Source organism: Kitasatospora sp. NPDC008115 (assembly GCF_042957205.1).
Lineage (GTDB): Bacteria > Actinomycetota > Actinomycetes > Streptomycetales > Streptomycetaceae > Kitasatospora.
Genome location: NZ_JBIBHU010000009.1, coordinates 190,307 through 207,841, shown reverse-complemented (window position 1 = coordinate 207,841; position 17,535 = coordinate 190,307). Strand labels below are relative to the sequence as shown.

At 71.6% G+C, this 17,535-nt stretch carries 16 protein-coding genes and 1 tRNA gene; 8 read left to right on the top strand and 9 right to left on the bottom strand.

The features are described from left to right. Positions 1–45: 45 nt before the first annotated feature. A complete protein-coding gene (locus tag ACFZBX_RS14515; protein ID WP_391534020.1) occupies positions 46–870 on the top strand; it encodes an SDR family oxidoreductase in 825 nt (274 codons plus the stop codon). Here ACFZBX_RS14515 and ACFZBX_RS14510 read toward each other — a convergent pair. Next, positions 857–1,480: a cysteine hydrolase family protein gene (locus tag ACFZBX_RS14510; RefSeq protein ID WP_391534018.1), complete on the bottom strand. Its 624-nt coding sequence runs from the start codon at positions 1,478–1,480 to the stop codon at positions 857–859. The two genes, ACFZBX_RS14515 and ACFZBX_RS14510, sit on opposite strands and share 14 nt — an antisense overlap. Positions 1,481–1,551: 71 nt before the next feature. Here ACFZBX_RS14510 and ACFZBX_RS14505 point away from each other — a divergent pair, with 71 nt between their 5' ends. After that, positions 1,552–2,520 carry a GlxA family transcriptional regulator gene (locus ACFZBX_RS14505; RefSeq protein ID WP_391534016.1) on the top strand — a complete coding sequence of 323 codons (969 nt, stop codon included), beginning with the start codon at positions 1,552–1,554 and terminating at the stop codon, positions 2,518–2,520. On the opposite strand, the gene ACFZBX_RS14500 is transcribed toward ACFZBX_RS14505, so the two are convergent. Next, entirely contained in the window at positions 2,517–3,446 is a 930-nt protein-coding gene (locus ACFZBX_RS14500) for a TetR/AcrR family transcriptional regulator C-terminal domain-containing protein (protein ID WP_391534014.1), read from the bottom strand. The genes ACFZBX_RS14505 and ACFZBX_RS14500 overlap by 4 nt on opposite strands. 194 nt (positions 3,447–3,640) lie before the next feature. On the opposite strand from ACFZBX_RS14500, the gene ACFZBX_RS14495 reads away from it, so the two are divergent. The 3 genes from ACFZBX_RS14495 (at position 3,641) to ACFZBX_RS14485 (ending at position 6,947) form a co-directional block, all read left to right on the top strand. Then, positions 3,641–4,756, top strand: coding sequence for an FAD-dependent monooxygenase (locus tag ACFZBX_RS14495; RefSeq protein ID WP_391534012.1), 1,116 nt, complete (start codon positions 3,641–3,643; stop codon positions 4,754–4,756). A gap of 125 nt (positions 4,757–4,881) precedes the next feature. Further along, the gene (gltX, locus tag ACFZBX_RS14490; protein ID WP_391534087.1) at positions 4,882–6,255 is read left to right on the top strand and encodes a glutamate--tRNA ligase; all 1,374 of its coding nucleotides are present in this window, start codon (positions 4,882–4,884) and stop codon (positions 6,253–6,255) included. A gap of 188 nt (positions 6,256–6,443) precedes the next feature. Beyond that, positions 6,444–6,947: a cupin domain-containing protein gene (locus tag ACFZBX_RS14485; protein ID WP_391534010.1), complete on the top strand. Its 504-nt coding sequence runs from the start codon at positions 6,444–6,446 to the stop codon at positions 6,945–6,947. A gap of 51 nt (positions 6,948–6,998) precedes the next feature. Here the strand turns inward: ACFZBX_RS14485 and ACFZBX_RS14480 are convergent, their stop codons facing one another. From ACFZBX_RS14480 to ACFZBX_RS14470, 3 genes are all read right to left on the bottom strand, one after another. Next, entirely contained in the window at positions 6,999–7,292 is a 294-nt protein-coding gene (locus ACFZBX_RS14480) for a hypothetical protein (protein ID WP_391534008.1), read from the bottom strand. A gap of 307 nt (positions 7,293–7,599) precedes the next feature. After that, a complete protein-coding gene (locus tag ACFZBX_RS14475) occupies positions 7,600–7,980 on the bottom strand; it encodes a hypothetical protein (protein WP_391534006.1) in 381 nt (126 codons plus the stop codon). Between the two features lie 129 nt (positions 7,981–8,109). Further along, the gene (locus tag ACFZBX_RS14470) at positions 8,110–8,631 is read right to left on the bottom strand and encodes an ATP-binding protein (RefSeq protein ID WP_391534004.1); all 522 of its coding nucleotides are present in this window, start codon (positions 8,629–8,631) and stop codon (positions 8,110–8,112) included. 169 nt (positions 8,632–8,800) lie between these two features. Here ACFZBX_RS14470 and ACFZBX_RS14465 point away from each other — a divergent pair, with 169 nt between their 5' ends. The 3 genes from ACFZBX_RS14465 (at position 8,801) to ACFZBX_RS14455 (ending at position 9,969) form a co-directional block, all read left to right on the top strand. Next, positions 8,801–9,745, top strand: coding sequence for a Scr1 family TA system antitoxin-like transcriptional regulator (locus tag ACFZBX_RS14465; RefSeq protein WP_391534002.1), 945 nt, complete (start codon positions 8,801–8,803; stop codon positions 9,743–9,745). Continuing rightward, positions 9,702–9,842: a DUF397 domain-containing protein gene (locus ACFZBX_RS14460; protein WP_391534000.1), complete on the top strand. Its 141-nt coding sequence runs from the start codon at positions 9,702–9,704 to the stop codon at positions 9,840–9,842. The genes ACFZBX_RS14465 and ACFZBX_RS14460 overlap by 44 nt, the downstream gene beginning before the upstream one ends. A gap of 43 nt (positions 9,843–9,885) precedes the next feature. After that, a tRNA-Leu gene (locus tag ACFZBX_RS14455) sits at positions 9,886–9,969 on the top strand. 48 nt (positions 9,970–10,017) lie between these two features. Here the strand turns inward: ACFZBX_RS14455 and ACFZBX_RS14450 are convergent. The 4 genes from ACFZBX_RS14450 to ACFZBX_RS14435 all read right to left on the bottom strand — a co-directional run bounded on the left by ACFZBX_RS14450 (position 10,018) and on the right by ACFZBX_RS14435 (position 17,421). Continuing rightward, a complete protein-coding gene (locus ACFZBX_RS14450) occupies positions 10,018–10,887 on the bottom strand; it encodes a DUF3592 domain-containing protein (RefSeq protein WP_391533998.1) in 870 nt (289 codons plus the stop codon). 28 nt (positions 10,888–10,915) lie between these two features. After that, positions 10,916–12,001, bottom strand: coding sequence for a hypothetical protein (locus tag ACFZBX_RS14445; protein WP_391533996.1), 1,086 nt, complete (start codon positions 11,999–12,001; stop codon positions 10,916–10,918). 143 nt (positions 12,002–12,144) lie between these two features. Further along, on the bottom strand, positions 12,145–13,485 hold the full coding sequence (locus ACFZBX_RS14440) for an NAD(P)/FAD-dependent oxidoreductase (RefSeq protein WP_391533994.1): 1,341 nt from the start codon (positions 13,483–13,485) through the stop codon (positions 12,145–12,147). 168 nt (positions 13,486–13,653) lie between these two features. Beyond that, the gene (locus ACFZBX_RS14435) at positions 13,654–17,421 is read right to left on the bottom strand and encodes an endonuclease/exonuclease/phosphatase family protein (RefSeq protein ID WP_391533992.1); all 3,768 of its coding nucleotides are present in this window, start codon (positions 17,419–17,421) and stop codon (positions 13,654–13,656) included. Between the last annotated feature and the right edge of the window lie 114 nt (positions 17,422–17,535).

The following is a 17,535-nucleotide window of genomic DNA, read 5'->3' as shown; positions in this document are numbered from 1 at the left end:
GCTCCACCGGAGGCCCGGCCTCCGGCCGGCGAAGGAGAGACGATCATGACGAACCCGACCAGCCCGAGCAGCGCTCCCGTCCTGGTGACCGGCGGCACCGGCACCCTCGGCCGGCACGTGGTGCCGCTGCTGCGCGCGGCGGGCCGGGAGGTCCGGGTGCTCACCCGCAACCCCCGCCCGGCCGCCGACGGCGTCGGCCACGTGGCCGGCGACCTGCTGACCGGGGCCGGGGTGGACGCGGCCGTGGCCGGCGCCGAGGTGGTGCTGCACCTGGCCGGCGACGCCAAGCACGACGAGGCCACCACCCGCACCCTGGTCGACGCCGCCCGCCGGGCCGGGGTGCGGCACCTGGTCTACATCTCGGTGGTCGCCGCCGACCGGGTCCCGCTCGGCTACTTCCGGGCCAAGCACGCCGCCGAGCGGATCGTCGCCGGATCGGGCGTCCCGTTCACCACGCTGCGCGCCGCCCAGTTCCACGACCTGACGCTGAAGACGGCGGCCGCGATGGCCAAGCTGCCCGTCGTCCCGGCGGTCAACGGCATCCGCTGGGAGCCGGTGGACTCGCGGGACGTCGCCGAGCGCCTGGTCGAGCTGGCCCTGGACGCGCCCGCCGGGCCGGTGACGGACCTGGCCGGCCCGGCCGTGCGCACCCTCGGCGACCTGACCCGCGACTACCTGGCGGCGGCCGGAAAGCGCCGCCCGATGCTGCCGCTGCGCGCCCCCGGCAAGGTGGGCCGCTGCTACCGGGAGGGCGTCAACCTGGCCGGGCCGGGGGCCGACCGGGGCGCCCGCAGCTGGGAGGCGTTCCTCGCCGAGACCTTTCCGGCGGGCGCGCAGGCGGCCGCAACCGGCCGGGTCAGGACCAGCTGACGGCGGTCGGCTCGCCGGTCTTCGCCGCCGTCACCACGGCCTCGGTGGTCACCACCTTGGCGAACCGCATCGCATGCAGCACCGTGCGGGTGGCGCGGGCGAGTTCGGCGGCGGGGACGGTCACGCCGTCCGGGCCGGTCTGGTCGAAGGCGTGCATGGCGTCGGCCGGGAAGACCGTGTCGTAGCCGAGGTTGCCCGCCATCCGGGCGGTGGTCTCGGCGCACACATTGGTGATGATCCCGGTGATCACCACCTGCCGGGCGCCCCGCTCCTGGAGCCAGGCGTGCAGGTCCGGGGTGCCGTAGAAGGCGCTGTTCACCGTCTTGGTGACGTGCAGATCAGGGGTGACCGCCGCCACGAAGTCCTTCAGCCCGTAGCCGGGCGTGCCCTTCGCGAGCGGGCCGGCCGCGGACTCGTGCTGGACGGTCACCACCGGCCGTCCGGTGGCCTGCCACACGTCGATCAGTTCGCCGATCCGCCGCTCGGCCTCGGGGTTGTCGCGCTCGCCCCAGAACGCGGAGTCCTCGAAGCCCTTCTGGACGTCGATGACGACCAGGACGGCGTCGGAGTCGATGGTGAGCGGGGCGTCGAAGGCGCTGGTGTTCGTCATGCGTCCATCCTGCGGCGGGCCGGGGCGGCGCCGTGAGCGGCGGTGGAGCCACCCATCGATACGATCCTGCCATGCGGGTGGTGGGGTGTGTGATCTTCGACGGCGTCCGTCCTTTCGACTACGCGGTGATCGGGGAGGTCTGGGCGAACCGGGCGAGCCGCCCCGGCCTGCCCGGGTTCGACCTGCGGATCTGCGGGCCGGCGGGCGCCCGGGTGCGCTTCGACGGCGGACTCGAACGCGTCCCGGACCACGGGCTGGACGCGCTCGCCGACTGCGACCTGGTCGTGGTGCCCGGCATGCAGCGGCCCGACGAGCCGGCCGACCCCGCCGTCCTCGCCGCCCTGCGCGCCGCCCACGAGCGGGGCGTCACCCTCGCCTCGCTCTGCGCGGGCGCCTTCCTGCTCGCCGAGGCCGGCCTGCTCGACGGCCGCTCCGCCACCACCCACTGGGCCTTCACAGAGCAACTCGCCCGACGCTTCCCGGCGGTGGACGTCCGGCCCGAGGTGCTGTTCACCGGCGAGGGCGGCCTGTGGACCTCGGCGGGCGTGGCGGCGGGCATCGACCTCTGCCTGCACCTGGTCCGTGCCGCCCACGGCGAACGCGCGGCCGCGTCGATCGCCCGCGCCATGGTCACCGCCCCGTTCCGCTCCGGCGGCCAGGCCCAGTTCATCCCCTCCCCGGTCCCCGAGCCCACCGCCTCCGACGACCCGTTGGCCCGCGTCCGCACCGAGGTCCTCGCCGCCCTCGACACCCCCTGGACCGTCCGCCGGATGGCCGCCCTGGCCGTGATGTCCGAACGCACCTTCGCCCGCCGCTTCGCCGCCACCACCGGCACCACCCCGCTGCGCTGGCTCCTCGACCAGCGCGTCCTTACCGCCCAGCGCCTCCTGGAGGAGACCGACCTGCCCGTCGACACCGTCGCCACCCGCTGCGGCTTCTCCTCCGCCGTCTCCCTCCGCCCGCCCTTCACCACCCGCCTCGGCGTCCCGCCCCGCGAGTACCGCCGCACCTTCCGGGGCCGCGAACCGGGAGCTTCCTAGCGGGGCGAGGCGGCCTCGATGCGGGGGGTGAGGCCGTCGAGGAGGGTGGCGAGACCGAGTTCGAAGAGGGCGTCGAGGTCGAGGTCGTAGCCGTCGGCGAGGTCGGACATCATGCGGGTGAAGACCGGGAGGCGGGAGGCGGCGGTCCGGGGGTCGAAGGCGGCCAGGCGGGTGTCGGTCCACTCGTCGCCGGTGAGGCCGGTGGTGGCCTGGGCCTGGGTCTCGCGTTCGAGGTTGACGGCGATGCCCTCGATGTAGCTGTACAGCAGGACGTGGATGTCGAGGGCGGCCGTGGGGGAGAGGCCGTGGCCGTCGAGGGCGGCGAGGGCCCACTCGGCGTGGGTGAGCAGGTTGGGCAGCAGCAGTGGGCGGGTGACCGGGCTGAGATGGGCGAGCCAGGGGTGGCGGCGGAAGAGGGCCCAGAGGGTGCGGGCGCCGAGTTCCAGGCGGGGGCGCCAGCCGGCGGGCGGCTCGGCCGGGTAGCGGGCCTCGCCGAAGGCGGCGTCGGCGGTCAGCAGGACGAGTTCGTCCTTGCTGGTGACGTGCCGGTACGCGGACATCGCGGAGACCCCGAGCCGGCTCGCGACGGCGCGCATCGACAGGGCGGCCAGCCCTTCGGCGTCGGCGAGTTCGAGGGCCGCCCGGATCAGCCGCTCACGGCTCAGGTCGCCCGGCGGCTCGACGGGCCGGGGTCCGGTGGCCGGGGCAGCGGCGACCACGGTGCCGACCCGGGGCCGGGCCTCGACCAGCCCCTCCAGGCGGAGCACGGTGAGCGCCTTGGTGGCGGTGGCGAGGGCGACGCCCCAGTCCTGGGCGAGCCGCCGGGTGGAGGGGACGCGCTCGCCCGGGGCGAGTTCACCGGCGGCGATCCGGCGCCGGAGGTCGGCGGCGATGCGCTGGAACGGCGGGTCGGTCCCGGGTGCCATCCGTCCTTCTTCCTGCCCTCGGCGGCTGTACTAGCGCAGACCCTACCAGCGCGAAGGGCCGCGATCAGGCTGCTGTACTAGTTCACATCGCCTCTGACCTGCGGATTCATAGCTTGCGCGGCACTGCATGTACGCCGTACATTCAGAGCGCTTACGGCGTACGGGAACGCCGAACAGACCCAGGGGGAGCCCTCATGCAGAACGTCCTCGTCTCCGGCGGCGGCATCGCCGGCACCGTCCTCGCCCACTGGCTCGCCCGCCGCGGCTTCGCCCCGACGGTCGTCGAACTCGCCCCCGCCCCGCGCTCCGGCGGCCAGGCGATCGACATCCGGGGCACCGCCCTCGACGTGATCGCCCGGATGGGCCTCACCGGGCAGGTCCGCGCCGTCCGCACCCGGATGCGCGGCATGACCGTGCTCGACGCCGACGGCACCGAGGTGCACCGCTCGACCGAGGCGACGTACAGCGGCGGCCGGCTGGACAGCGGGGACGTCGAGCTGCTGCGCAGCGACCTGATCGGCATCCTGCACCAACACGCCCTGGAGGGAGTGGAGTTCATCCACGGCGACAGCGTCACCGCCCTGCACGAGGACGAGCGCGGCGTGCACGCCTCCTTCGCCCACGGGCAGCCCCGCACCTTCGACCTGGTGGTCGGCGCCGACGGTCTGCACTCCCGGGTCCGCAGGCTGGTGTTCGGCCCCGAGGAGGAGTTCCTGCGCCCGCTCGGCACCCATGTCGCGATCTTCTCCGCCGACAACTTCCTCGGCCTGGAGGACTGGCAGGTCTGGCAGCGCGACGGCGACGCCGGCTACGGCATCTACCCGGTGCGCGGCAACCGCGAGCTGCGGGTCTGCTTCGGCTGGGCGGACGACGCGCCCGCCGAGCGCGACCCGCGGGCGGCGCGCGAGCTGGTCGCCGAGCGGATGGGCGCGCTGCGCTGGGAGACGCCCCGCCTGCTGGACGCGCTGCACCGCTCGACCGACTTCTACGCCGACGTGATGGCCCAGGTCCACCTGGACACCTGGTCGGCCGGCCGCACCGTCCTGCTCGGCGACGCCGGCTACTGCGCCTCCCCGCTCTCCGGCCAGGGCACCAGCCTCGCCCTGGTCGGCGCCCACGTCCTCGCCGACGAGCTGGCCCGTGCGGCCGGTCGCGGCGACGGCCACCGCGCCGCCTTCGAGCGGTACGAGGACCGGATGCGCCCGTTCGTTGCCCTCAACCAGGCCCTCGCCACCGAGAACCCCGGCGGCCCGGCCGCCGAGGAGTCCGTCGAGCGGGCGAAGAACGCGATCTCCCTGGACGCCGCGTAGGCCCCCGGACCGGGGGCGGGGCGGGGTGCGCGTGCCGGGCACCCCGCCCCGGGCCGATACCCTTGGGTTTCATGACCGAGGTTTCCCGTCCCGTCCGCGTCCGTTTCGCTCCGAGCCCCACCGGCATGTTCCACGTCGGCGGTGCCCGCTCGGCGCTGTACAACTGGGCGACGGCACGACAGCAGGGCGGTGTCTTCGTCCTGCGGATCGAGGACACCGACGCAGCCCGCAACAAGCCCGAGTGGACCGACGGCATCATCAGCGCCCTCGCCGCGATCGGCATCCACGAGGGGGACCCGGGCTTCGAGGGCCCGTACTTCCAGTCCGCCAACGCCGACAGCCACCGCGCCGCCGCCGAGAAGCTGTACGCGGCCGGCCGGGCCTACTACTGCGACTGCACCCGCGAGCAGGCCGCCGAGCGCTCCGGCTCCGCCCAGACCGGCTACGACGGCTTCTGCCGCGACCGCGGCCTGGAGTACGCCGAGGGCCGCGCGCTGCGCTTCCGCACCCCGGACGAGGGCACCACCGTCGTGGTCGACCTCATCCGCGGCGAGCCGGCCTTCCCGAACTCCGCGATCGAGGACTTCGTGATCGCCCGCGGCGACGGCAGCCCGGTGTTCCTGCTGGCCAACGTGGTCGACGACCTGGAGCAGGGCGTCACGGAGGTCATCCGCGGCGAGGAGCACCTGTCGAACACCCCCAAGCAGCAGCTCCTGTGGGAGGCGCTCGGCGCCACCCCGCCGGTCTGGGCGCACCTGCCGGTGATCGTCAACGAGAAGCGGCAGAAGCTGTCCAAGCGCCGCGACAAGGTGGCGCTGGAGGACTACCTGGCCGAGGGCTACCTGCCCGAGGCGATGGTCAACTACCTGATGCTGCTGGGCTGGGGCCCGAAGGACGACGTCGAGATCCGCCCGTACGCCGAGCTGGAGCAGCTGTTCCGGATCTCGGAGGTGAACGCCGCCTCCGCCTTCTTCGACGTGCAGAAGCTGCGCTCGTTCAACGGCGAGTACATCCGCGCCCTGTCGGTGGACGCGTTCATCGCCGCCTGCGCCCCGTACCTGGCCGCCGACCGGGCGCCGTGGGCGGCCGAGGCCTTCGACGCCGCGGCCTTCGCCGAGCTGGCCCCGCTCGCGCAGTCCCGGATCGCGGTGCTGGGCGAGATCGTCGAGCAGGTCGACTTCCTGTTCCTGGCCGAGCCGGTCCGGGACGAGCAGTCGTGGTCGAAGGCGATGAAGAACGCCGACGTCGCGCTGGCCCTGCTGCGCACCGCCCGCGAGAAGCTCGCCGCGGTGGAGGCCTTCGAGGCCGCCGAGCTGAAGGCCGAACTGGAGGCCGTGGCCGCCGAGCACGGGCTGAAGCTGGGCAAGGCGCAGGCGCCGATCCGGGTCGCGGTCACCGGCCGCACGGTGGGCCTGCCGCTGTTCGAGTCCCTGGAGGTGCTGGGCCGCGAGCGGACCCTGGCCCGCCTGGACGCGGCGGCGGAGCGCCTCGCCGCCTGACGGCAACGCTGTTCCGAGGGCCGTACCCCGCTGCTGCGGGGTACGGCCCTCGGGCGTTTCCGGGGTCGGAATTGACCCATGATTCTGCTCCTGAAATGCCCCTCACTCCGGGTCTCTTTCCTCCCTAAAGTGATCATCACAAGGTCACGGCAGGGGAGCCGGGATCGCCCGAGACGGGGAGAACCACCATGAACGCCGGCCCGCTGAAGCCGCTGCTGACCCGCGCCGCCACTGCCGAGACCACCAGCGACCCGAGCAGCGTGATGACCCTGCTCGCCGACTGCGGCACCGACGGCAGCCCGGTCACCAGCTACCGCTCCACCTTCGCCGAGGGCGCGGTCGGCGCTCCGGCCCACTTCCACACCCGCGCCTCCGAACTGTTCTTCGTGATCGGCGGCTCGCTCCGGGTCCTCCTGGACGACAAGGTCGAACTCCTCACCGCCGGCGACCTCCTGCTCGTCCCCCCGCACACCCCGCACGCCTTCGCCGCCGCCCCCGGCTCCGAGGCCGACGTCCTATTCGTCTTCACCCCGGGCATGCCCCGCTTCGACTACCTGCGCCTCCTCGGCCGCGTGATGCGCGGCGAGGCGAGCCCGCAGGAGATCAAGGACTCCTCCGAGCTGTACGACAACCACTACGTCGACAGCCCCCTGTGGCGCGCCACCCTGGAGGCCGCCGCAGTCGGCGCGTGAGAACGCGGTCGCGCAGGAAGTCGGGCGGGCCGACTTCCTGCGCAGCGGGGGTCAGTCGACGAAGACGGAGGAGCCGAACTCCTGGGTCGTCTGGCCGCCGGGGGGAACCACCGCGATCACGTGGCCGGTGCAGTTCGGGCCGTTGTACACGAGGGCGTACTCGTCCGTGTTGTTCCGCACGATGAGCGGGAAGATCGGCGCGTTGTAACAACCGCTCGGGTTGTCGATGACCACGTTGGGGGAGATGAGGAGCTCTCCGTTGGCGGCGGAGGCCGTGCCGGGCAGGGCGAGGGCCATGGTTCCGGCGGCGGCGAGAGTGCCGAGGACGGTCGCGAGACGTCGCATGCTGACTCCTGGGGAGTGGGATGTCGGGGCGTGGTCGCCCCGAACACAACCTCTCCGCCGATGGGAGCGGACGCAATCCGCGCGCGCCGAGCGGGCGATGCGTATACGTTCGAATGGGTGCGGGCGGCTACCGGTTGCGGAAGTGGGTGTCAGGGAAGTCGGCGGGCTCGCGCAGGGCGGACGAGGGCGGAGAGCGTGGGCCGACGTGCCGAGGGCCCGGTCACAACGATGCAGCCGGTCTCGTAGGGGGAGTCGGGGGAGACGGGCCCGGCCGTGCGGCCGGGCCCGTCCAAGTGCCTCGCCGAGGTCAGGCGTTGGCACAGACGACGTAGACGCTGATGCCCACGCTGTTGTAGCCGGGCTGGTGGCCGAGGGCGATCCAGCCGGTGCCGTCGTCGGTCGGGAAGGTGCCGTTCAGGATGGAGTCGATGCCCTGTGCCTCGCCGCCGCCGCCGATGGCCCGCTTGCCGGACGGGCAGGAGACCGTGCGGCGCTGGAAGTTGCCGACGTTGGCGTTCGGCAGCTTGACGATCTGGTAGCCGTCGATGCTCCGGACGGCGGTACTGCGCGCCGGGGAATTGTCCGAGGTGACGTCGTTCGCGTTGGCCTGCACGGCCCAGCCCGCTCCGGCGGCCAGGGCGACCGTCAGCAGACCCGCCCCGAGCGCGTGCTTGCTCCGCAGCTTCATGTGTTCCCTCTCCGGGGGATTCGGCGGATCCGTGAGTTCGGTCCCGCTCCGGATGGGTCATCGGCCTTGGGGCTGTGGGGAGTTGAGCCAAACCCCCCGTTGTAGGGAATTCAGACCACAATCGGCTTGTCAGTGTTGCCGAACATAGGGCCGGGGCCGGTCGACGGGCATGTCCGGCGCCACGACGGTCTGTCCCGCCGCACGGCCGAAGGCGAGGTCGGTGGAGCCGGGGGCGGGGGCGATCAGGGCCCAGACGAACTTGCCGATGCCGCTGGCGCGGGGGCAGCAGCCCCAGCGTTCGGCGAGTTCGTCGACGAGGAAGAGGCCTCGGCCGTGCTCGTCGTCCGGGGTGGCGGCGGGTCGGAGGGCGGGACGGCCGGTGCCGGCGTCGTGGACTTCGAGGCGGAGGCGGTCGATGGTGATCGCGAACCGGATCTCGATGAGGCGGTCCGGCGGCGCGTCGCCGTGCTGGACGGCGTTGGCGAACAGCTCGCCGAGCAGCAACTCCCCGATGTCGGAATAGCGTTCGCCCTGCGGCATTCCGGCGAGATAGGCACGGAGGATGGTGCGGGCGAGCGGGGTGGACTCGACCTTGGGGGCGAGCCGGGTGGCGAACTCGCGGGGCCGGCGGGCAGTGCAGTGGAAGGGCATGGGGAGCCTCCGGGGGAGAGGGGGGAGTGGAACAGGCACGCGAATGGGGCGCGGAATTCACGCTGCGCAGCCGAATAACTCCGTTCCGCCATCAATGATCGGGGATCCCGGGTACGGTGACGACCGAATTCGTGGTGCAGCAGCCCAACGCACAAGAGGGGTGACGGACGTGTCACATCGGAAGGCGGACGCGGGACCGACGGCGAGCCCGGCGAAGCTGTTCGGCGAGGCGTTGCGGTTCGCCCGGGAGCGGGCGGGTCTCACCCAGGAGGCGTTGGGGAAGCTCCTGCACTGTGACCGGACCGTGGTGACGCGGTACGAGGGCGGCCATCGGGCGATGCCCCTGGACTCGGTGGTGGCCTGCGACAGGATCCTGGAGACAGGCGGCATGCTCCAACTGCTCTGGCAGAGGGTGGACTGGCAGGCGGATGTGGAGCACCCGGACTGGTTCCAGAAGTACGTGGACCTGGAGGACGAGGCGCTGGCGATCCGGGTGTACCAATGCGGACGAGTCAACGGCCTGTTGCAGTGCGCGGACTACGCCTACGAGATGTTTCGGACCGGGACCGACAGGGACAACCCGGTGTTGCTGCGAGAGCGCGTGACGGCGCGCATGAGTCGGCAGAAGCGGTTGTTCGGGCCCGACGGTCCGCTGCACATCGCCGTGTTGGACGAGAGCGCGATTCGGACTGTTGTCGGTGGCCCGGGGGTTATGAGTCGGCAGATGAAGCACTTGCTGGAGGCTGGCGAGCGCTCGAACATCAGTATCCAGGTGGCGCCCTTCGGCTGTCTGCCGACGAGGCGCCCCGGAACCTCAATGTTCCTGCTGGAGATGCCGGATGGGAGTGAATGGCTCTACTCGGAGAGTCTCTATCGCGGGCACTTCAGCGACGCTCCGTCGGTCGTCGCGGAGCATCGGGGTGACTATGATCTGCTGCGCGGGGACGTACTCTCGGTGAGCGACTCTCGGGCGCTGATCGCCGATGCGATGGAGGAGTACCGATTTGAAGAGTGCGGTGGCGTGGCACAAGAGCAGCTACAGCGGAAACAACGGGGGCGAGTGCGTCGAGGTGGCCCTCGTGTCGTCCACCCCGGGCGTCGTTCCGGTGCGTGACTCCAAGGACCCCTCCGGGCCGGTCCTCCTCTTCCCCTCCGCCTCCTGGCAGTCCTTCCTCGCCTCACTCCGGGACGGCTCCCTCCCCGTTGGTTAGGGACACCCCTGGGGATGGGCTACTATTTACCCATCACCCAGTTGCGCGGGTGGCGGAATAGGCAGACGCGCTGGATTCAGGTTCCAGTGCCCGAAAGGGCGTGGGGGTTCAACTCCCCCCTCGCGCACACAGAAAACGGCCGGTTGATCCTCGGATCAACCGGCCGTTCTGTTTCTCAGGCCCGGAGGAATACGACTCCCACCACGGTCACCACCGCGAGCACGACGATCGCCAGGGCGTGGATCCGCACGTCCCACTTCTCCGAGCGGTGTTCTGCGGCCGGGTCGAGCGTGAACCCGGCTGGGTCGGCAGCCGGGTAGTGGACCGTGACGTCACGGCCGTACGCGCCGGCGGGGTCCGGGAGGCTCGATGTGCAGTGGGCCGTGACGGCGGTGCCCTCGCGGGTGGTGAACGAGACGACCGGGGTGATCGTGGTCCTGGTGTGGCCGTCGTCCTCGTCGACGCTGACGTCCTTCAGGACGGCGACGATCCGCCCCCGCACGGTCTCCATCGCGGCCAGCCTGCCGAGGCGGTCGTTCCTGGCGCGCACCGCCCCCGGCAGTTGGACGGCGCCGAGCAGCGCCAACGGCCCGCCGGAACCGATCAACGCCCACGGCCACCCCCAGTCGACCGCCGCCAGGACCACCAGCCCGACGTAGACCAGGAAGGCCGCGCAACTCGGCAGGCCCAGCCCGCGCGTGGGCTTCTCCGGGACGTTGGAGAACCGGTAGGCGTGCGGCCTGCCCCGTGGATGGCTGACCCCGATCTCCCGGCCCTCCCACGCCGCTGTGATCATCTCGCCGCGCTCACCGTCGTTCGTCACGACGACGTCCTGCCCGGAGGCCGGGTCGCGATAGGAGACGACCACCGATATCCCGCCCTCCCGGCCGCCGCCGTGCCGGGGCGCTCGCACCTGCTGAATCCGTCCCGTGAGCCGGACCGTCCGCTGCGCCTTGGTCACGCCGGCCAGCGACATGCCGACCCCGACCACTGCCGCCGCGCCCCACACCGCACACCACAGCAGCAGTGACTCGTGCCACCCCATGCGCTCTCCTCCGGCTGATCCGATCCGGTCAACTGCCGTTGCGCCGGAGTACGTTGCCCTGTCCGTCCGCCTCCAGGCTTCCGGTGCCCCCGTCACCGGTCACCATGACCCTGAGCGTGAGCGAACCGGTGACGCCGTCGGCGGTCAGCTGCCAGCTTCGCGGGGAGCCGACGTCGAGGGTGGTCCTGGCCTCCTCGACCAGCACGGCGACGCGGTCGAAGGGCAGCGAACGCGGGTCGAACCCGGCGGTCCGCACACCGGTGGGGGAGAAGACGACCGTCAGCAGACGCTCCTGCACGACGACGGTGAGTGCCTGGCGGGTGTCGCCGTCCTGCGTCAACGATTCGACGGCCTTGCGCAGTTCACCCTGGTCGAGCATCGACTGTCCCGGGCCGAGGGCGACCGTGCCGGTTGCCGACGTCACGGTGGTCGTGGTCGTGGACGACGAGGAGGTGACGGACGGTTGCGGGGCGGTGCCGCTCGCGTCGGGGCCGAACAGCTCGGCGCGGAACAGCAGGAGCACGGCGGCCGCGCCGAGCAGCAGGCCGAGCAGCGTGAGGAACCCGCCGGCACAGCCCTCCGGGGAGTCGCTCTTGATGGCCGGCCCGGGCGCCGAGTCCAGGTACGCGCCGGCCGCCCGCTCCTCCCACGCCGGCGTCGGCCGTTTCACGATCCGGACCTTCCACGGCCGGTCCGGCGGGTACTCGACCACCACGATCCCGCGCGGGCGGTAGTCGGGAAGTTCGACGAGGTTGATGCCCTGCCGGATCTCGACGCGGTACGCGGGAGCGTCGTCCGGCGCGACGGTCAGCTCGAACCGCACCGGCACGTCACTGCTGTCGCTCCCGACGGCCTCCAGGCCCTCGATCATCGCGAGCGCCGTGCGGGGCGCGACGGCCCTTTCACGGGAGCGGCGCGGCAGGGTGCAGAGGTAGTGGACCAGGCCGTAGACCGCGGGCAGAACCAGCCCCAGGACGATCAGCGGCGCCTTCCCGACGGCACACCCGCTGATGAAGGCGGTCAGCGACACCCCGATCACGCCACCCGTCAGGAACCCCAGGGCGAGACGGGTAGGCGTGGTGCGCGAGGGCGGCGCGACCGCGGTGATCGTCATACGGCTGATTGTGCACGGCACGGGTGACGTCCGACAGGCCCGTGGACGATCTCGGTGGCTCGCCGGGCGGGTGCGGCTGCTGTACGGCGATCGCCCCGCACGGCTGGTGCGGGGCGATCCGTTTCCTGCCGGCCGGATGGGGATCAGGCCAGGTAGTAGGCCGGGGCCGCCCGGCCGATCACGGCGTCGAGGAACTGGGGCTTGCCCAGCAGATAGTTGCTCATGGCCAGGGCGGCGGCGGTGCCCTCGCCCACGGCGCTGGGAATGCGGCGCTCGCTGCGGAAGCGGACGTCGCCGGCCGCGAAGACGCCGGGCTTGTTGGTCGCCATGGCGGTCCTGACCTTGAGTTCCTCCGCGTACTTCTTGGGGTCGAACGTCCCGGCCTTCATGGCGTCGTAGTAGATGTCGAGATCGGTGGCGACGAAGCCGCACGGGGCCTTCGGGTCCTTGCGGATCACGGTGATGCCCGCGTCCTCGATCCACTTGGTCTTGGGGTCGGCACTGATGAGGGCGTAGACGGCGGTGACGTCGTACGACGCGGTGACGATGACGCTTCCGGTAGCGCCGACGCTCACCGTCAGCTTCGCGTTCGGGGTCACGGAGGCCTTGAACTCGATGGCCTCGGTCTTGTCCACGACCTTGATGTTCGTGTCGTCCTTGACCATGTCGTAGACCGCCTTGAGCATGTCCGCGCCTGCGGTCCCGCGGATCAGCAGGATGACGTTTGCCCCCTTGGCGGAGAACATGAGCGCGGCCCGTCCGGCGGAGTCGCCGCCACCGATGACCATGATCGTGTCCTTCTTCGTCACACCCTCCGCGTCCCCGGGCAGGGCGTAGTAGTAGATGCCCTGGTCCTCGAAGTCGGCGGCGGTCTTCTGTGCCAGCTTGCGCGGTTCGAGGCCGGTGGCGAGCAGGATCAGCGAGGCCTCCACCGTGACGTCCGGGGAGCCCTCGGAGTTGGTCGCGGTGATCTTGTGTTTCGTCGCCTTCGGATTGTCGCTGAGCTTGAGCCCCGTCACGCCGTAGCTGGGCAGCCACTCGGCCCCGAACTTCTTCGCCTGGACGACGGCCTTGTGGCAGAGCAGTTCGGACTGGATCCCGTCATCGAACCCGAAGTAGTTGTCGATCTCGTTGATCGACGTGGCGGCCGTCCCGCCCGGGGCGTACTGCTCGATGATGAGCGTGCTGAGGCCGTAGAGGCTCCGGGCGTTGATGGCCGCGGCCAGGCCGGCGGGGCCGCCCCCGATCACGACGAGGTCGTAGGTCGAACTCGTCTTGGGGAGCAGCAGGCCCAGTTGCTCGGCGAGCTGGGCGATTGTGGGGTTCGTGAGGGGTGCCGGGCCGACTCCCGTCACCACGTAGCCCGTGGCCTTCGGGTCGATGTGCGGCGTGACTTCGTAGTTGTTGAGTCCGAGGTACCGCTTGATCTGCTCGAACCTCTTGTCCTTGCTTTTCGCCGTGATCGTGGCCGTGAACTTCGACATTGCTCCTCCTTGCGGACGGCGGGCGGTCCGACTGCCCCGAAGCCTACGGTGCGTGTGCATACGTTCACTGTGTGCCACGCCCTTCGTGGCCGGGCCGAACTGGCGCGGCAAACGGCCCGGCCCCCCGCGAGGACGCGGGGGGCCGGGCCGTTCACCGTGCCGCTCCGGTCACTGGGTGACCGGGCGGAAGAGCCAGTGGAGCCTGGCGGTGGCGAGTCCGGGGCGGGTGATGGTGACCGTGTCGACGGTCGTGCTCTGGGTGATGTCGAGGTGGTCCTCGGGGCTGGAGAAGTTGGACAGCAGCGTTCCGTTGGGGCCGTCGTTGAGCTTGCACCACAGGTAGCCGTCGTCGTTGGGCCGGTAGTCGCCCATGGTGACGAAGGCGCCGTTCTCCGGGGTCCCGGGGTGGGCCGCCGTGGAGTTGACGAACTGGCGGCCGTAGACGAGGTAGAAGCAGTTGTCGCTCGGCCCCGCCGAGATGGTGTTGAACCGCTGGTAGTTCCCGTGCGTGTCCGCGGCCAGGTAGACCGGGAGGGGCGCGGTCTCCAGGTCGTCGACCGAGAGTGCCGGGGTCGAGCCGGTGGAGTCCGTCGCGACGATCTCGGTGAGGGCGGTGGCCTCCTGGGGGTCCTGGAGGAACCAGCGCTGGTTGGTCGTGCCGTTCTGGTCGCGGGCCACGATGCCGAGGCCCGGACCGAGGTCCGTCAGGAACTGGCGGGTGACGTAGTTCTGCAGGGTCCAGGTGCCGTCGCCGTGCCGGACCGGCTGCCAGAGCTGGTCGAGTGCCGGGTTCGGCCACAGCACCGTCCGGGCGTCGCGGGCCCCGCCCTCCTGGCCGAGGTAGCGGCCGGCGTAGGGCGCGTTGGCGTGGAAGATGCGGTAGTAGCCGCTGTACTCCGGGTCGGGCGACAGGCTGAACACCTGTCCCTGGACGTTGGCCCGGTTGATCGGCTGGTCACTGACCACGTGGGTGCTGCTGCCGGGGGCGGCCACGTTGGTGGTGGCGGCGTTGCGCAGCACGGAGGGGCCCGCCACCGGCACCGTCGTCCCCAGGCCGGAGCCCGGCGGGTTCGGCAGGTTCCCGACCTCCATCACGACGGGATAGTGGTCGGACAGCAGCATGTTGGCCCGGTTGATGCCGAGGACCCGGGGGTTTGCGGCGCCGACGGGGGTGACCGCGTAGTCGAGGATGCGGTCCGGGGTGTCGCTCCCCAGCTCCCGGAGGGTCGGATGGGTCGGCAGCGCCGGTGCGGTCACCGCGTACTGGCCGCCGATCGTGGTGGCCAGCGAGTTGTCCGTCGCGTTCGGGTCGTCCGGGGGCAGCGGGGTCCGGTTGTAGTCGCCGACGGCGACCCAGGGCAGTGCGGTCCCGTTGGGGCCGGCGGTAGCCATCCGGGTCCGGATGTTCTGCAGCAGTCCGGCGTCGTCGTTGCCGGTCCCCGACATGCCGTGCACCGTGAAGTACACGACGCCGTCGACGTTGATGCCGAGCGCGGGCCGACCGGTGAAGCCCTGGTGCAGCCCCGCCCCGGTGACGTACACGTTCTGCGGCTGGACGCGTGTGCGGCTCAGGATGGCCAGGTTGACCCGGCCCGTGTCGGTGTTGGTGCTGGTGTCCGTGTGCAGCCAGTACAGGTATCCCTGCGGCCTGGCGGCCGTTCCCCCGTACCGGTACTCGCGGATCGGGGGGACGCGGCCGGCCCAGTCGGAGTACACGACCGGGTTCTGCGGGATGTCCTGGAGGTGCACGGCGCCCCGGGGCGGGGCGCCCGCCTCCTGGAGGGCGACGATGTCGGCCCGGTTCTGCAGCGCCAGCTGGCTCACTCCCAGCGTGTACTTGTTCTCGTATGCGGCGTCGTCGTCCCCCGGCAAGCCGGTGGTGCCCGCGCCCTGCATGTTCCAGGTGACGATCGTGCGGCGGTTGTTCGCGCGGGGGTCGAGGTCGCCGCCGGCGTCCCGCAGGAACAGCGACGCCCGCTTGCCGACGTCGGTGGGGACGACGCCCTTGCCGGCGAAGTCGAGGGTCTCCCGGCCGGTCCAGTCCGGGATCGCCTGGCCGCCCTGGCTCAGCGGCTGGAACCTCGCCGGGTTGCCGTTGGCGGAGCCGAACTGGAAGGCGGTGCCGGACTGGCTGCCGTACGGGGCGTACGGCTCGAACGGGCCGCCCGGTGTCGCCTGCTTGACCATGGTGTTGTTGTAGAAGACGTTCTGCGGGCCCGAGGAGCCGGACCACTTGACCGCCTTGGGGCCGGCCGCCCACCAGACGGGGTACCACGTCCCCTCGTCGACCTCGCCGCCCTCGCCGCCGCAGTTGGTCTGGCAGTTGCCGGAGCGGTGCTCGTAGGGGACCCGCAGGGTGTTCTGCTCGAACAGGTTGTTGTGCTCCCACCCGCCGTGCAGGTTGAGGTCCGAGTCGAGGTCGTTGCGGAAGGCGACGTTGCCGCTGGCCGACCACTGGAAGGTGAAGTGGCGCAGGTTGCGGCTGAGGTTGTAGGCGTACAGCGAGTCCCAGACCCGGCTGCCGCGCAGGTAGCCGTTGCCGCCCTTGCCCTTGTTCCAGGCGCCGTCGAAGCTGTTGCGCTCGACCTGGATGTTGCGGGCGTCCTCGGTGACGATCGGGTGCGAGCCGGTCATCTCGGCCTTGAGCCCGCGCACCCAGTCGTTGGCGGCCCACTTGAAGACGATGCCGTGCATCGCGTACTCGGGCGCCATGTTGCCGTAGTTGTGCACGGCCTGGGCGGGGGTCAGGTCGTAGGTGCCGCCGCCGAGCTTGGGCATGCCGGTCATGTCCTGGGTGAAGGCGAAGTCCTCGAAGCCGACGCCCTGGACGACCTTCAGCGGGGTGACCTTGCTCGCGTACGGCTTGTCGCTGAGCGCGGGGGAGCCGTCCGAGACGGAGTCGACCGGCACGTCCCACTCCAGCGGGCGGTCCAGGGTGACCGTCTTCGCCGCGCCGTCGACCGCGCTGACCCGGAACATCTGCTGCCGCATGTGGAGGTTGTCCATCTGGCCGCGGTCGGAGACGCCCTGCTGCTCGTAGAACTTGACGCTGTTGGCCGCGCCGACCCAGACGTAGCCGCCCGGGGCGAACTTGTTCATGTCGGCCTTGGAGTCCAACTGCACGACGTTCTGGCCCTGGCGGCCCGCCCAGCCGGGGTCGGAGGCCTTGGCGGCGACCTTGATGCCGGAGGCCCAGTGCTGGTTGACGCTGCCCTCGAAGATGTCCTTGCGGTTCGCCGGGGCGGCGGCCCAGTCGTCCTGGTAGCGCTCGGCGATGTCCCGGGTCTGGACGCGGAACAGGCCGCGGCCGGGCCAGATCCAGCCGCCGGTGCCGATGTCGCTGCCGCTGCCGGCCTTCATGCTGTCCTGGTCCCAGCGGCCGTTGACCAGGGTGTCGTAGCGGGTGTTGGCGTCGGGTCGGAACACCAGGCGGGTGCCGCCGGTGCCGGAGCCCTGGCCGCGCAGGACGAGGTAGTCGGCGTCCGCGTAGATCTGCCGGGAGAGGTCGATCCGGCCGGCCGGCAGGGAGATCAGCGAGAGGCTGTTGAAGTTGGCGTTCGGCGAGCAGTTGGCCTTGATGTCGTCGATCGCCCGCTGGAGGCCGGTGGTGTCGTCGACGCCGTCGTCCGGCCGGACGGAGTACTGGGAGGCGAGCCGGTCCGGGGTGATGCGGCAGCCGGCGTCACCGGTCAGGTCGCCGTTGCCGGGCAGTTGCTGGCCGCCGCGGAAGCCCACCCGGGACCAGTCGGGCATGCCCGGGGGCGGGCCGGTGCGGTTGGCGTGGCTCAGGTCCGGGCCCTCGGCGCCGGGACCGGCGGTGACGGCGCCGGCCGTCACCGGGTCGGCGGAGGCCGGGGCCGTGGAGACGAGCGTGGGCAGGGTGACGGAGAGCAGTAGGCCGGACAGCAGTGCGGCCGTTGGTCGCAGACGTTTCACGGGACCTCGTTCCGGAGGGTCATCGGGCGTCATGGAGGCGCCCCCGGCTCCTGGCGAGACGGGGGCGGGGGAGGTGAACGGTCCGGTCCGCCGGGGACGGCACCGGCGGACCGG

Excerpts from the sequence above, each read along its gene's own strand:
- ACFZBX_RS14470 (WP_391534004.1), bottom strand. The coding sequence starts at position 8,631 with ATGCCCTTCCACTGCACTGCCCGCCGGCCCCGCGAGTTCGCCACCCGG.
- ACFZBX_RS14505 (WP_391534016.1), top strand. The coding sequence starts at position 1,552 with ATGCGGGTGGTGGGGTGTGTGATCTTCGACGGCGTCCGTCCTTTCGAC.
- ACFZBX_RS14440 (WP_391533994.1), bottom strand. The coding sequence starts at position 13,485 with ATGTCGAAGTTCACGGCCACGATCACGGCGAAAAGCAAGGACAAGAGG.
- ACFZBX_RS14480 (WP_391534008.1), bottom strand. The coding sequence starts at position 7,292 with ATGCGACGTCTCGCGACCGTCCTCGGCACTCTCGCCGCCGCCGGAACC.
- ACFZBX_RS14515 (WP_391534020.1), top strand. The coding sequence starts at position 46 with ATGACGAACCCGACCAGCCCGAGCAGCGCTCCCGTCCTGGTGACCGGC.
- gltX (WP_391534087.1), top strand. The coding sequence starts at position 4,882 with ATGTTCCACGTCGGCGGTGCCCGCTCGGCGCTGTACAACTGGGCGACG.
- ACFZBX_RS14495 (WP_391534012.1), top strand. The coding sequence starts at position 3,641 with ATGCAGAACGTCCTCGTCTCCGGCGGCGGCATCGCCGGCACCGTCCTC.
- ACFZBX_RS14475 (WP_391534006.1), bottom strand. The coding sequence starts at position 7,980 with ATGAAGCTGCGGAGCAAGCACGCGCTCGGGGCGGGTCTGCTGACGGTC.
- ACFZBX_RS14510 (WP_391534018.1), bottom strand. The coding sequence starts at position 1,480 with ATGACGAACACCAGCGCCTTCGACGCCCCGCTCACCATCGACTCCGAC.
- ACFZBX_RS14485 (WP_391534010.1), top strand. The coding sequence starts at position 6,444 with ATGAACGCCGGCCCGCTGAAGCCGCTGCTGACCCGCGCCGCCACTGCC.
- ACFZBX_RS14445 (WP_391533996.1), bottom strand. The coding sequence starts at position 12,001 with ATGACGATCACCGCGGTCGCGCCGCCCTCGCGCACCACGCCTACCCGT.
- ACFZBX_RS14450 (WP_391533998.1), bottom strand. The coding sequence starts at position 10,887 with ATGGGGTGGCACGAGTCACTGCTGCTGTGGTGTGCGGTGTGGGGCGCG.
- ACFZBX_RS14500 (WP_391534014.1), bottom strand. The coding sequence starts at position 3,446 with ATGGCACCCGGGACCGACCCGCCGTTCCAGCGCATCGCCGCCGACCTC.